Raw genomic sequence first — 15124 nt, 5'->3', positions numbered from 1 at the left:
AAGCATTATACTTATGAAGAATTTCAGAATAATATATATAGTAATGTTAGTTTTTGTTGCAGGATTTATGTCCTGTAGCGAGAACGAATGGGATGATCATGTTGGAGGTTCCGATGGTGCAATAAAAGCAGATTTATTGCAACAAATAAAAAGTAACCCCGATCTGACAATCTTTGCCCGTGCCATTGAAAAAACGGGATATAATCTCTTGTTGGAGCAAGCGTCCAATTTTACGGTGTTCGCTCCTCAGAATTCGGCATGGAGTGGTATTGATACAAATAATATAGAGTCGTTAAAGAAGATCGTAAGTTATCAGATTGCTTACGGGAAGAATATTTCGACCGATGCTGTCTTTATGAGCAAGCTGAAAATGGTGAATACAAAGTATGTACGTTTCAATAGTTCGTCTCAGACATTGGAAGGGGCAAAAATAATATCGGCTGATAAGGTTGCCGGAAACGGAGTGATACATATTGTAGATAAACCATTTGAGCTGAAAGACAATGTGTTTGACTATATCCTGAGCAATTTCAAGAACACCGAGCTTGTGAAGCATCTTGAAAGTATGAACACGAAGGTGATGGATGAGGAAAGAAGTGTTCAAACCGGAGTTAATGATTTAGGACAGTTGGAATATGATACAATCTGGGTAGATGTGAATCCTTTTTTGACTGAATATCCGATCAATAACGAAGATTCGTTAGTGACATTTATTCTGTTAGAGGACGATGGCTTCGATTATCTGAAGAGTAAGTATATGCCTTATTTTAAACAACAGGTAGATTCGCTTACTGAACCATTGGTAAAAGAAAATATTTGCCGTGATATGGTTATCTCTCTCAACAAGGTGGTTGATCTGACAGCGGTAGATACAATCATAAATGTTGACGGGGTAAAAGTTCCTATCAACGGATCCAATATTAAGTCTACATACGAAGCATCTAATGGTCGCGTCTATGTAATCTCTAAAAGTGATATTTTATTGAAAAATAAAATTCAATCGATAAGGATAGAAGGCGAGAATTATTTGTCATCATCTTCAAACTCAAATTTATATGTTCGGTTTAGAAGATGGGCCAGCGGAGAAAGAGATATTATGCTCAATTGCCGTTTTGTTCAGACAGATAATGTTACTTTGATCGGTTCGCAAGGACAGGATTCGATTATCTCCGAAAATAAAACCTTCTTTTGGGATAATAATACAGCTTCGTTAGCAAATGCACAGAATTTCCATATCCGCTATCAAGCTCCTGTTAATTCGGTGGATTACGAGATCCATTACGTAGCTTATGATGATATAGACTGGCATTACGAAGATACTAACCATATATTCAGATTCGATCAGAAGTTGTTTATCTCTATGCCGGGTCAGCCCGAGTTAGCATATACTTCGGCAAATGGAGTAGCTAATAATTATCTGGGAGACTTGATGTGCTTTGTCGCTCAGGATACAGCAGGTATTTATAAAGAACGGAAAATGACGAAATGGAATTTAGGTGCCAACACAACTCAGTACATAACTACTGCTGTTAAAGGGGACGATGCGAGTATAATGAGTGTGCCTGCATCGGGCAATTTAACGATGTGGCTATGTAATACTGCTAAGACTAATGCTACCCAGTCGCAAGGAATGTTGTTTTTAGACTATATTTTATTAGTCCCCAAGTTACCAGCCGAATAATAATCTTTAATTGAGAAATAATATGATAACATATATAAAAAAATATATACTATTATTGGTAGTGTTTTCTCTTTCGGTTTGCGGCTACGCTCAGGATCAGGAGGAGAAAAAGGAATCAGTTATTACCGGAGTAGTATTAGAGTCGGCTACCGGAAAACCTGTTCCGGGAGCGGCAGTCTCTATTCCGGGCATTGCATCTTCGATAACTGATGATGATGGACGCTTTGATCTATCGAAGACTATCGATGGAGCTGTCCTGCAGATCCAGATTCCGGGATATGCTACCCAAAGGGTTGCTGTTAAAGGACGTAAAGAGATTACAGTTTTGCTATTTGATGATACATTCAAGTCGTCGGATCGAACTATTAATACTCCTTTCGGAACTGCTAATATCTGGGAAACAACAGCTGCGGTTTCGCCTATTTCCGTAGAGAAAAGTTATAAAAAAGGATCGGTTGGTGTTGAGAGTATATTGCAGGATGAGGGCTTAGGTCTGAATAGTGTTATGCGATCCGGAGCACCGGGAGCAGGAGGAAATCTGTTCCTGAGAGGATTCACATCTCTGAATGCGACCAATCAGCCGTTGATCATTGTCGATGGTATTCCATATGAAAACTCAACAATAGGTGAATCTTTGGTTGGTGGTCATATGATAACCCCATTATCAGGACTGGATTTGAAAGACATTGAAGCAATAACCGTACTGAAAGACAATACTTCAATTTATGGTAGCCGTGGTGCGAATGGTGTTATTCTTATAACAACAGCAAGGGCTAAAACTCAGGCTACATCTATTGATTTTTATGCTCATACCGGAATAAATCTTACGCCGAAAAATCAGTATCGGATGCTGAGCGGATGGGAGTCGAAAGCTTATTTGTCGGAAATGTTAGGTTCGAGCGGACTTTATACTCCTTCCGAAATACAAGCTCTTCCATTTATAAACCAGGAAGTACCTGTAGTTGAGAAATGGGGAATAGAAGGGAATAAAGATTATTACAGGTATAATCACAATACAAACTGGCAAGATAAAATCTTCGAAAATAGTATGACCAATAATCTGGGAATATCTGTTAAAGGAGGAGATGATATTGCTCTGTATGCATTGTCGGTAGGATATACCGGGCAAGACGGTATTGTTAAAAATTCAGGCTATACCCGTTATAATACACAGTTTAATACGCAGGTGAATATGTCTTCGGATATAAAACTGAATGCTAACCTGAATTTCTCGTATGCCGAAAAAGACCTGATGAATGAGACTCTAAACAGGGATCAGAATCCTATTTATGTAAGTTTGATCAAGTCTCCGTTTATGGCTTCCAATGTGTATGACGAAGCAGGGGCATTGTCACCTAAGTATGAACAATCGGATATCTTTGATGTATCCAATCCCTCCGCATTAGTCGATGCACAAACATATCAGAAGAGTAAGAATTATAGATTCTTCGGAAATCTGGAAGGTGTGTTTAAATTGAATAATGATTTTACGATAAATGCAATTTTCGGTTTGACCTTTGATAAGGTTCGTGAGAATGTCTTCCTACCTTCCAATGGTTTGCATCATGAGATGCTTCCTACAGCAGAAGTGACAAACGAGATGCAATCGATGGTTGGCCGTTATCTGCAGTATTACGGGGATGTACGGTTAACTTACGCTCATAATTTCAATGTCGATCATAATCTTACAGCCAGAGGAGGACTGAGATATCAGTCCAATAATTCTGAGTATGATCAGGTTTGGGCATATAACTCTGCGAATGACAATTTGCAAACGGTAGGTAAGGGTGATATAAATCTTACGCAAAAAAACGGAAGTATCGATAATTGGAAATGGTTATCTTATTACTTAAACGCTGATTACGGATATAAAAACAAATATTTTGCATCGTTTAATATGGCTCTTGATGGCTCTTCGCGTATCGGCAAAGAAGCATCCGGTTTGAAGATGTTTGATAATGTATTTGGTCTTTTCCCGTCAATATCGGGTGCCTGGCTGATTTCGTCGGAAGATTTTATGGCGGATGTTAATAAGATCGATTATCTGAAATTCAGATTAGGTTATACCCGTACCGGAAATAATGATATAGGTAATTATACTGCTCGTTCGTATTATGATTCTCAAAACTTCTTAGGATACTATGGGTTTGTGAGGGCCAATATTGCTAATCCCGAATTGAAGTGGGAGAGTAATACGAAGCTTAATGCTGGTATAGACCTGGCGTTATTTAACGAAAGATTGCAGCTTAGCGCGGATATCTATAGCAGTAAAACAACTGATATGCTGATGTGGGAACAATTAAATGGAGCAGCAGGTATCAGTATGTATGCGAAGAATGACGGAGCTATGAAGAATACAGGATTCGAATTTGGAATCAATGGCCGTATTATCGATAACCGCGACTTTAAATGGGACTTAGGTGTTAATATCGCTCATTATAAGAATAAAGTTACCGAATTGTCTACTGATGAAAAGCTGACAGAGATAGCCGGAGGTTATGTGCGGACAAAAGTAGGTTCTCCTTTAGGACAATTCTATGGATACAAAACCAATGGTGTGTATGCAACAACAGCCGAAGCTACCGCTGCAGGCTTGAGCAAACTGAATGATAATGGAACTCTTACTCCCTTTGCTGCCGGTGATGTTCGGTTTGTAAATGTAAACAGTTCGGATAATGTTATCAACGAAGATGATATGACTGTTATTGGTGATCCTAATCCGGATATTTTCGGAAATATTAATACTGCTTTCTATTATAAGGGCTTCCAGCTGAATGCAATATTGACTTATTCTGTCGGAAATGATGTCTATAACGCATTACGCCGCGATTTGGAGTCTATGCAGGGATACAATAATCAGACACAATCTGTCCTGAATCGTTGGTCATACGAAGGACATGTGACTAATACTCCACGGGCTGTATGGGGCGACCCTATGGAAAATTCACGTTTCTCGGATCGTTGGATTGAAGATGGATCTTATTTAAGAATGAAAACTGTGACGTTGTCGTATGACTTCCCTATCAAGGAGAAGTTTATTAAGACTTTGCAAGCTTACGTAACGGGTAATAACTTGGTGACATTTACAAAGTACTTAGGTTATGACCCTGAGTTCAGTGCAAGCCAAAGCCCATTGTATTACGGAATTGATACCGGGATGAGCCCGATAGCCCGTTCAGTGCTGTTCGGAGTGAAGATAGGTCTATAAAATATTTACGAATAGAAATTAAAAGATAAAATATTATGAGGCTATATAAATTATTAACAGCTGTGTTTATAGTTTTGCTTACGACTTCTGTATTGACCTCTTGCTCGGATATGCTGGATGCAGAATTAGAGAATGCGGTAAATCCCGAAGATAGCTATAAGACTGCTGATGACGCGGATAAGGCAATCTTAGGCATATATTCCCAATTTATGAAATTGGCAGACCGCGTTATTGTGCTCGAAGAGTTACGTGCCGACTTGATGGATGTAACGACTAACGCTACTCCTGATTTGGTGGATATAAATAATCATACGGCAACCGCTTCTAACAAATGGTGTGAGATTGCACCATTTTATGAAGTGATATTGAACTGTAATGATGCGTTAAGTAACTTTGATAAGATGTTGGCAGATAACAAGCTGAGCAAAGCCGATTATAGTTATCGCTATGCCGATGTAATGACTGTACGTTGCTGGGTCTATCTGGAGATGGCTACACATTTTGGTGATGTGTATTATGTGACTGATCCTCTGGTAACTATAAAAGATCTGACAGCAGATAAGGTGCCTGTATATCAGTTTGACCAGTTGGTACAGGAGTTGATTAAATGTATGACTAGTGTGCCTACATTGGACTTATCTACAGATTCGCCATTGTATAACCAAACATCTGATGGATACTTATTGAAGTTGTTTTTCCTAAATAAGAAACTGTTATTGGGCGATCTTTACCTTTGGGCAAATGACTACGTACAGGCTGCTACCCAGTATAATAATTTCTTTAAAGAGGCAGAGACAAAAGAGTATAGCAGTACCCCATATTATGCCTATAAATTGGATACCTGGGTTTGGGATGCATCAAATGAACCTCGTTTCCAGGTTTGCTACCAGCGTTTTAAAGGTGCTGATCTAAATGCATTTAGAAATAAATGGAAAGAAATATTCTCGAGATCTTCTACGGACACCGAATTGAATAGGGAAATGATCAATATGGTAAGTTATGATACCAAATTTGCGCCGACGTATCCATTGATAGAGTTGTTTGCAAATACAGGTCAGGGTAAATATTATCTTAAGCCTTCTTCATGGGCTATAAATGGTCTTTGGGAAGCTCAGGTACAGAGCAATGATTTCGTTTTTGACGGTCGTGGACGTGAGTCTTCTTTTGACTATGTGAATGGAGAACCAGTTGTTCTGAAATATCTGTATGATTATTATGCTCAAACTACCGATGATAATAAGACAATCCATTTGTCATATAATCAATATTCAACAGATCAGTATTCGAAAAGCGGGAAATGGTTTATATATAGGGCCGGGCTTTTACACCTGCGCTATGCGGAAGCTGCAAATAGGGCAGGGTACCCTGATATTGCATATGCTATTATCAATAATGGTATTATTACTAATTACGATTGGGCGAAAGAGGATGGTACTCTTCGTTCGGATAAAGAAGGTGTTCAATATACAGGCTATAAGCCATTGAATGATACAGATGCATCTGTACCTTATCCGGAACCATTTTATTTGGATGCGCGTAATAACAGTAGTCCATTTGTGACTTACAGGTCTCCTTGGTATCAGAATGCAGGATTAAGAGGTCGGGCAAGTTTAAAAAATGTAGAGAAACCCGATTGGGTAATGACCAAAACAGACTCTATTAAATGGATGGAAGATGCTATTGTGACCGAAAATGCCCTTGAATGTGGTTTTGAAGGTAACAGATGGGGAACTTTATTGCGGATAGCGATGAGAAGAGATAAAACGGGTGAGAACGGTACGGCTTTCTTGAATAAAACGCTGAATGAAAAGTTTCAAGCTGCCGGAAAATCAGCACCGACATTATCTTCCAGTAATTGGTTCTTGCCAAAGAATGAAAATGTAGAACAATAAGTTTAAGAGAGAGAAAGGTATTAAAAAAAAGGATGATTACCTCCGGGAGCCAAAATAGCTTTCGGGGGTAGTTTTTTGTATATTGTATCGTTTTGGTATTGAAAAATAGGGCATGCTTTATCTCTTTATATTATAAAATTGTTTTTTCTTATTCTGCGTTCTTTTTAATGACTTAAGATACAAAGTCTTAATTTTTGAGATGCAAAAAATATTTGCAAAGCTATTGTAGGATTCAAATTCTTATCTTATCTTTGCAACGCATTTGAGAGAAAGTGTAATCTGAAAAAATGGTGTGGTAGTTCAGTTGGTTAGAATACCTGCCTGTCACGCAGGGGGTCGCGGGTTCGAGTCCCGTCCATACCGCAGACGCAAGTCGAAAATCAAAGCAAAGGTCTGAAAGTCAATACTTTCAGGCCTTTTTCTTTTTACCCGTTGCCCACGAAAAACAGCAAATTAACGCACTATTCACGGTACAATTCGTGGGCTTTTTAAATATCCTGTTTTTGCCCACGATTAGGGTTTCTATTCGTTGATTTTCAGAATTTTGCATAGCTTTCAAATGAACTGTAACAAGTAATTTTGTAACAGTAAAATTTCAAGCCCATGCATGCAATTCAAACAACGTTCAGTTTGCTTTATGTTATCAGAAAGCATCGGCTTCTTAAAAACGGAGAAGCCTCTATTTATTTACGTATTACAGTAAATGGCGAAGTCGCCGACATCACCACTAAACGTAGTGTCCGTCCTGAGATGTGGGATCAGCGACGGGAATGCAGTCTCGGAAAACTTCATCGGGACAAAGAGTTAAACCATTATCTGGAAACTATCAAAACTCGTCTGTATCAAATTCATCGGGAGTTTGAAATTGACGGTAAGAGAATCACGGCAAGAGCTTTACGGGATAGTTTTTACGGAAAAGACGAAGACAGCAAGACTCTTGGTGATGTTTATCGGGAGCATAATAAAAAATGTAGAGCATTAATAGGGATCGATTATTCTCGTTCTACAGTAGAAAAATTCGATATATCTCTTTCACACCTTATTGAATACATACAATATCAATATGGTAAAGATGATATTTTGCTCTCTGAGCTCAGTGGTCAGTTTGTAACGGATTTTGACTTTTATCTAAAGACAGTTCGCAAATGCCAGAATAATTCCAGTATCAAACATCTAAAGAATCTGAAAAAGGTTGTCCGGATAGCTTTGGCTAATGATTGGATCAAGAAAGATCCCTTCTTCGGTATTCAGTTCAAACACGAAGAAACTCATGTTGAATTTCTGACGCAGGAAGAACTCGAAAGAATTATGAATAAAGAATTCGAACTACCCCGACTTGAACTTGTGCGGGATATTTTTGTTTTCTGCTCCTTCACAGCATTGACGTTCATAGATGTCAAAAATCTGACTCCAGACCATTTGATGAAAGACAATAATGGTGCATTGTGGATACGCAAACCTCGTCAGAAAACAGGTAATATGAGTAACATTCCTGTACTTTCGGTTACTAAAAAACTGATAGACAAATATAAAGATCATCCAGAGTGCATAAAAAAAGGTGTGCTATTACCTGTATTGAGTAACCAAAAGCTCAATAGTTATTTGAAGGAAATCGCTGATCTATGTGGGATTAAGAAGAAGCTTACAACACACGTCGCCCGGCATACAGCGGCCACAATTGTATTTTTAGCCAATAATGTTTCTATGGAAAATGTGGCTAAAATATTGGGGCATTCCAGTACAAAAATGACACAACATTATGCGAAAGTACTAGATAGCTCTATCATGCGTGATATGGCAACAGTAGAAAAATGTTTCGCACATTCGGAACAATAACAAAACATAGAAGCGATGAAGACCGAATCAATATCAATTGTCAATAACAAAGTCATTATTCCTTCCGGGCTTAATGAGATATGGATGACAGCTAATCAAATAGCCAATCTATTTGAATGCTTTATTTCGAAGGTAAACGCTAATATCCGCGCGATACTTAAAAGCCAGGTACTTGATAATACAAAAGTATGCCAAACTTATTATTATAAAAATGGAAATTCCGTAGAGCTATATAATCTGGAAATTATTATTGCTCTGTCTTTCAAAATTAAATCCCATAATTCGGAGATATTTCGTAAGTGGATATATGATACGATTATCGCAGAAAGGATCAGGATTCCTTTTCTAATGACTGGTAACTGTTTTTCTCTTAACTGACAATTCAAATCAGACACAGTGTAATGATGGTTATTTCAAATGAAGTGTTTGATTTTAAGTTTAGCTAAAATGTTTAGATATTCGGATTCTAAAATAACGTACCTTATGCCAAAGTGTTAGATCAAACTAGCTAATCAATGCGATAATATTAATTTTCTGACAATTGACTAAGTATATAAAGAGTTATAACAAGATGGTTGATAATTTGTAAAATTAATAGCTCTCTTCTGTTTTCTTATAAATTTAATTATTTGATATAATACCGCTTAAATTTGACCCTTTGTATAATAATTGAAGGTTCACAAAGAGGAAGATTTGAAAACATGTTTTTATGAAATTTAAACAACGTCTACCTTCATTATATTTTCAGAAAAAAACATGTTTAACTTTTTAGCTTTTAGTATCTTTGATCTTACATCAAAGTAAACTGAAAAATCATGTATCTTTCAAATATAAAACTCTGGAATTTTAGAAAATTTGGATCAAATGAAATATTTATTGACCTAAGTCAACCTAATTTAGATTTAAACTTCTCTAAGGGGCTGAACGTCATAGTTGGAGAAAATGATTCGGGTAAAACAGCAATAATAGATGCAATAAAATTAGTTTTAAGAACTCATAGTTTTGAATATATAAAAGTAGAAGAGAGAGATTTTTATCAGGATCGAAAACACTTGAGAATTGAGCTTCTATTTAGTGATTTAACACCAAGTGAAGCAAAAAATTTTACCGAATGGTTAGGATGGATTGGTAATAATGAATCTGCAGAACCATACCTTAGACTTGTTTATGAAGGTAAAATGAAAGATCAAAGAGTATTAGTTGGGGATATTAAGGCCGGAGTAGATGATGAAGGCAGTGTGTTGACTGCAGAAGCTAGAGAATATTTAAAAACTACATATCTTAAGCCTTTAAGAGATGCTGAGAACGAATTAATTGCGAAGAAGAACTCTAGACTATCACAGATATTATTGGGAGATGAGGCTTTTAAAGGTAAAAATAAAGATCATGAATTGGTTAGAATATTCAATGATTTAAAAATTCAGTTAGAGAAATATTTTAAAGGGGAATTTGAAATCACAAATGGTGATGGACAAGTCATCCATTGTCCGCAAGAAGGCAAAGATATTAAACAAAAAATAGACAATTATATTCGTTTGTTTTATGGAAGTGATATTTACAATACTCTCTTTGAAGCAACATCTAATGATATGAAAAGTGTTTTGGAGAAATTAACACTATCACTGGCAAACGATTCTCATCCTGGTCTTGGTACCCTCAACCGATTGTTCATGGCTGCGGAATTATTACATTTAAATAAAGCTAAATGGACAGGCTTAAGATTAGGGCTTATAGAAGAACTTGAAGCACATTTGCATCCTCAGGCACAAATGCAAGTAATAGAAACATTACAAGAAGAAAAAAATATACAATTAATTCTGACTACACATAGTCCTAATCTCGCATCAAAAGTAAAACTTGAAAATTTAATTGTTTGTGATCAAGGGCAGGCTTATCCTTTAGGAGCTGATTATACAAAATTAGAGAAAACAGATTATTCTTTTTTGGAAAGATTTTTAGATACGACAAAGGCTAATTTGTTTTTTGCTAAGGGTATTATTTTTGTAGAGGGATGGTCTGAAGAAATACTTATTCCAGCTTTAGCCAAAAAGATAGGGTTGAATCTCACAGAAAGAAAAGTGTCTGTAATTAATGTGTAAAACACATCATTTCTTCGTTATTCCAGAATATTCCAAAGAAAGGATGGTGTTTATCCAAAATTCAAAATTCCAGTTGCGATTATAACTGATCTTGATGTAGATATAGATGAAGAAAATCTGCCAAGTCCTATTCCTGGAAAAACAAAAAAAATATATAAGAAAGATGTAAAGGAACAGAAATATAATGGAGATACTGTTCATACATTCGTTTCCCCTCACAAGACGTTGGAGTATTGTCTGGGAATAGCACAAAAACTTAACCTTATTTTATTTGTAGCTATAAAAAAAGCTGGGAGAGAAATGACAGAAGCTGGTTATACAGGGAAATTAATAACTCAAACATGGAAAGAGTATACTGATGGGAAAGCTGACGATATTGAAATTAGTAAATCTCTTTATAATGATTTCATCGGCGATGGGAAGAAGATATCTAAAGCTATTATAGCCCAATATTTAGCATGTTTTATAGAGAAAGAATGTATAACAAAGGATATGCTGGAAAGAGAAACTTCAATTAAATATTTACTTGATGCGATAAAATATGCCACAGGAAATTAGTATCACTGATGATGATATATTATATGCCGAAAAGATTCTTTTGAATGGCTCTAACTTTGACGATGAAAGAAGGCTGTTCATAAAAGATCTGGGCACTCTAGATCTGCAGGCAGTTCATGGAAGTGGGAAAACGACAGTTCTTCTAGCAAAATTACTTATATTAGAAAGGAAATTACCTTTAGACAATGGTTGTGGCATTTTAGTTATTTCTCATACAAATGCAGCAGTAGATGAAATAAAAATAAGAATTCAGAAATATTGCCCTAAGTTATTTTCATATCCTAATTTTATCGGAACAATACAAAGTTTCGTTGATGGATTTTTAGCAATACCCTATTATGCTCAATGGAAAAAACATAAACCAGTTAGAATAGATAATGATATTTTTAATGAGCAATTTAATCATAAATATCCAATAAAATATAGATCAGGATTAGAACATCGTTTTGGAAATAGATATTCTTCTTTCATTGAAGAATTTACTATAGTAGATCAAACGATTAGCCATTTCTACACAAAGGAGCCAATAATTATTCCGAATTTAGGAGTGACAACACCAACATATGTTAATCTAGTAAAAACGAAAAAGGAATTATTAAACACTGGAATTTTGAACTTTAATGATGCGTATACATTTGCAAAATCTTATTTGGAAAAACACCCTCAATTAAAAAATTTACTACAAAGAAGATTTTCCTATGTGTTTATTGATGAAATGCAAGATATGGATATTCATCAATATAATATTCTCGAAAATATATTTTATGACAATGCAAATAGTAAGTCGAGATACCAACGTATTGGAGATAAAAATCAAGCAATCTTTAATGGCGATATCCGATTTCATAATATATGGGTTGATAGGACCAAGCTTTTAACATTGAATGGTAGTCACAGGTTGAGTGCTAATATTTCAGATTTGGTTAATTGTTTTGCATTACACAGACCTGATGGATTCAATGTTATAGGTTTAAATCGTTGTAACATTAAGCTCTATATATTAAAATATTCAAACGAAACGATAAAGAATGTGATACCTGAGTTTATTAATTTAATTAAAAGAATAAAAGATCAAAATATAGATTTTGCAAATATTATAAAAGAAAAGAATGATAATGGCAAATATAAATATCCAATTAAGGTCATAGCATGGAATACTATTTGGAAAACAGAAGAAGATAATAATGACGTAGATAAAATAAGATTAGCTGATTATATTGATTTTAGTAGTCAAATTCATAAAATAAACATTGATTATCCTAATTTGAAATCATATCTCGTATTTTATGACAGAAAAAAACACACTCTGAATGTTATAAGAACATCTATATTGAATGCTTTACTAAGAATACTAAGGCTTGAAAATTCTACAGATTCTAAAAGTCGAAATTATACGCGAAATACACTGATAAATAAGATAAAAGAATATAGTGAAGTAAATAACATTCAATTTCAAGAACAATTTTCTCTTAATCTATACAATTGGTCTATTGATATTGTCAAAGGTAGAACGTCAACTGTATTGGAAAATATAAAGACATATATTCCAACTTTTTTAAAAGTATTCAATACTCAGATAGTTAATTCAAAGAACTTTATTGAATCGGAAGATTTAGGAGAAGTTATAGATTTAGAAACGGAAACTCCTAATACTATTAAAGATGAAGATGTTGAAATCGAAATATCAAATGTGCATGCATCGAAGGGACAAACTCATTCTGCAACATTATATTTAGAGTCATATTATTATAGATCTTATGAATCCGAAAGATTATCACCCCAATTTTTAGGAAATCCAATAGTCGTTAATAATAATCTAGGAGTTAGGATAAAGGAATCGGCAAGAATGGCATATGTTGGATTATCAAGACCTACTCATTTATTGTGTATTGCGATTCATGAAGATCGGTTTAATCGTTTGTTTGGCGAATTAAATAATCAAAATGATAAATGGGAAATAATTAATGTTCAATAATATAATAGTATGCAAAATATAGAACAGCAATCAAGCAATCTGAAAGTATATATATCCCAATTTGATATAAATAAAGCTATTCCATTGTGGATATTCTTTTTCAATTGTCAAATGAAAACAGAGAGTAAGTTTATTCGATTACCCTCTATAGTCAGACAAATGACATATTTAATAAATTTGAGTTTATCCAATTCTAGAAAGGGAAAGGACTCTATTTATAGTTTTTCTGAGATCGTAGAGATGCTGGATAATATTGAAAAATACTATAAAGAACAATATGATTTCAAAGAAGTTGTAGATTATTACGGAGAAACTTATAGAAAGAATTTAGTGGCACAAACGACCTACCTTAACTACTTTCTCAACGCTTCTTTAGTATATGTTGAACAGGTAATAGAACGAATTCAAGGAACCTTCTCATCTCTTGAAGATTTTATTTCTGAATCTATAAACATTAGCATAAATGATTTAATAACATTTTATTTTGAAACGACACAAATATCAACTCTAAAATTCATGGAATGTTATTCCAATTTTATCAGTCAAGATGTAGATAAAAATGCCGATGGCACATATTGCTATCCTAGTTTTGAAAATGAAAGTGATACCAAATTTATATCTTTCGATCTTGTAAATCAACAGACATTTTCGATTGATGATTATAAAAGACTAGATAAATCTAAAGTAAAAAAAATCTTATCCTTATTATCACTTAAACAAACTTCTAATTTGGATTATTTATATTATACTGACTCATGTGAACTGTTGAATAAACCAATAATACAGCTTCCAAATAATCGATATGTTTTGTTTTTTAATAATCAATTGATCATATCCATTTATAATCTTCTATATAATGTATGTAAAGATAAGTCTGGTAAAAATAGTGATAGATCAAGAGCAATATATTTAGAGGAAAAGACTATAGATGTTTTCACGGATTTTCTACCTCAAGATGAAATTAAAATATTTACGAATTATTATATTAATGGAAAAGATAATGAAAAGGATATTTTAATCTTTTATCGGAGAACCGCATTTATAATAGAATGCAAAGCTGATCTATACAAAGAGCCTTTTCGGGATGTAGAAAAATCGTATAAAAGAACAGAGCGGGAATTTAAAACATCTATTCAAAAGGCATATGACCAAGCGTTGGAAGTCCAATCTGCAATTTACAATGGAAAAGAATTAACTATTTCAGATAAAAATAAAAATGAAATAGAATGTATAAAAACTAATAAGATTGAAAACGCTTTTATCATCCTAGTAACACAGGAGCGTTTTGGTCAAATACAATGCGATCTTGGTTTGCTATTGGAGAAGGAAGGAAATGCATTTTACCCATGGTCTGTTTCAATCGATGATTTAGAATCAATTTTATTAACAATATCAAGAAAAGAAAATGCAGTCGGAGAGTTAATAACATATTTGATCAATCGTGAAAAGTTGCATGAAAGATTAATATGCTCAGATGAATTGGATATTGTAGGTTATTTCATAATGCAACGACAGGTTTTTATTCAACATTGTAATAGAGACGAAATATATATCACTTCTCCCGATGTTTGTCATCTTTTTGATGACCTTTATTATCATGGAGGATTTGGTTTTAAGAATGAGTTGTATTTGGATTCTAAATTTGAAGTTTCAATACCAGCTTTTGTAACTTCTGAATTATGTAAGAAACTTAAACTAAGAACTCCTAAAAACATCCAAAAATTTAAAAAGGAGAATAATATTGATAATGAGCGAATGAATGAGTTCAGGAAAGAATTCTACGACACTACAGAAATTCTTGAAAAATATCCTGAAAAGAAAGATTTATTAAAACAAATACTAGGAATATAATTTTCTATTATATAATTACTTTGA

Annotated in this window: 9 protein-coding genes and 1 tRNA gene; all 10 read left to right on the top strand. The window is 34.5% G+C overall.

All coding sequences use genetic code 11. The annotated features are described in order from the left end of the window. Window positions 1–13: 13 nt before the first annotated feature. Entirely contained in the window at window positions 14–1681 is a 1668-nt protein-coding gene (locus BUC12_RS05535) for a fasciclin domain-containing protein (protein ID WP_157257575.1), read from the top strand. A 22-nt stretch (window positions 1682–1703) separates the two neighbouring features. Beyond that, window positions 1704–4889, top strand: coding sequence for a SusC/RagA family TonB-linked outer membrane protein (locus BUC12_RS05530; RefSeq protein WP_062183985.1), 3186 nt, complete (start codon window positions 1704–1706; stop codon window positions 4887–4889). A gap of 35 nt (window positions 4890–4924) precedes the next feature. Next, window positions 4925–6781 carry a RagB/SusD family nutrient uptake outer membrane protein gene (locus BUC12_RS05525; protein WP_062183988.1) on the top strand — a complete coding sequence of 619 codons (1857 nt, stop codon included), beginning with the start codon at window positions 4925–4927 and terminating at the stop codon, window positions 6779–6781. Between the two features lie 289 nt (window positions 6782–7070). After that, window positions 7071–7144: transfer RNA gene (locus BUC12_RS05520), tRNA-Asp, on the top strand. Window positions 7145–7384: 240 nt separating this feature from the next. After that, window positions 7385–8617 (top strand): site-specific integrase, encoded by a 1233-nt coding sequence (locus BUC12_RS05515; RefSeq protein WP_073357292.1) that lies wholly within the window; start codon window positions 7385–7387, stop codon window positions 8615–8617. Window positions 8618–8632: 15 nt separating this feature from the next. Beyond that, a complete protein-coding gene (locus tag BUC12_RS05510) occupies window positions 8633–8995 on the top strand; it encodes a hypothetical protein (RefSeq protein WP_062183994.1) in 363 nt (120 codons plus the stop codon). A gap of 437 nt (window positions 8996–9432) precedes the next feature. Continuing rightward, window positions 9433–10716: an ATP-dependent nuclease gene (locus BUC12_RS05505; RefSeq protein WP_201780495.1), complete on the top strand. Its 1284-nt coding sequence runs from the start codon at window positions 9433–9435 to the stop codon at window positions 10714–10716. A gap of 300 nt (window positions 10717–11016) precedes the next feature. Continuing rightward, complete coding sequence (locus BUC12_RS20260; protein ID WP_201780496.1) at window positions 11017–11274, top strand: hypothetical protein; 258 nt, start codon at window positions 11017–11019, stop codon at window positions 11272–11274. After that, a complete protein-coding gene (locus tag BUC12_RS05500; protein WP_062183997.1) occupies window positions 11258–13249 on the top strand; it encodes a UvrD-helicase domain-containing protein in 1992 nt (663 codons plus the stop codon). The genes BUC12_RS20260 and BUC12_RS05500 overlap by 17 nt, the downstream gene beginning before the upstream one ends. 9 nt (window positions 13250–13258) lie before the next feature. After that, a complete protein-coding gene (locus tag BUC12_RS05495) occupies window positions 13259–15100 on the top strand; it encodes an NERD domain-containing protein (protein WP_062184000.1) in 1842 nt (613 codons plus the stop codon). Window positions 15101–15124 lie beyond the last annotated feature (24 nt).

Origin of the sequence: Indolivaga macrotermitis, from assembly GCF_900128985.1 — a bacterium.
Taxonomy (GTDB): domain Bacteria; phylum Bacteroidota; class Bacteroidia; order Bacteroidales; family Dysgonomonadaceae; genus Dysgonomonas_A; species Dysgonomonas_A macrotermitis.
Note: the sequence above shows the minus strand (reverse complement) of the source record. Positions and strands in the feature narration are given on the sequence as shown.

What these genes read in the sequence shown, in the direction of transcription:
- BUC12_RS05500 (WP_062183997.1), top strand. Translation starts at nt 11,258, where the DNA reads ATGCCACAGGAAATTAGTATCACTGATGATGATATATTATATGCCGAA.
- BUC12_RS05530 (WP_062183985.1), top strand. Translation starts at nt 1,704, where the DNA reads ATGATAACATATATAAAAAAATATATACTATTATTGGTAGTGTTTTCT.
- BUC12_RS05525 (WP_062183988.1), top strand. Translation starts at nt 4,925, where the DNA reads ATGAGGCTATATAAATTATTAACAGCTGTGTTTATAGTTTTGCTTACG.
- BUC12_RS05505 (WP_201780495.1), top strand. Translation starts at nt 9,433, where the DNA reads ATGTATCTTTCAAATATAAAACTCTGGAATTTTAGAAAATTTGGATCA.
- BUC12_RS05510 (WP_062183994.1), top strand. Translation starts at nt 8,633, where the DNA reads ATGAAGACCGAATCAATATCAATTGTCAATAACAAAGTCATTATTCCT.
- BUC12_RS05515 (WP_073357292.1), top strand. Translation starts at nt 7,385, where the DNA reads ATGCATGCAATTCAAACAACGTTCAGTTTGCTTTATGTTATCAGAAAG.
- BUC12_RS20260 (WP_201780496.1), top strand. Translation starts at nt 11,017, where the DNA reads ATGACAGAAGCTGGTTATACAGGGAAATTAATAACTCAAACATGGAAA.
- BUC12_RS05535 (WP_157257575.1), top strand. Translation starts at nt 14, where the DNA reads ATGAAGAATTTCAGAATAATATATATAGTAATGTTAGTTTTTGTTGCA.
- BUC12_RS05495 (WP_062184000.1), top strand. Translation starts at nt 13,259, where the DNA reads ATGCAAAATATAGAACAGCAATCAAGCAATCTGAAAGTATATATATCC.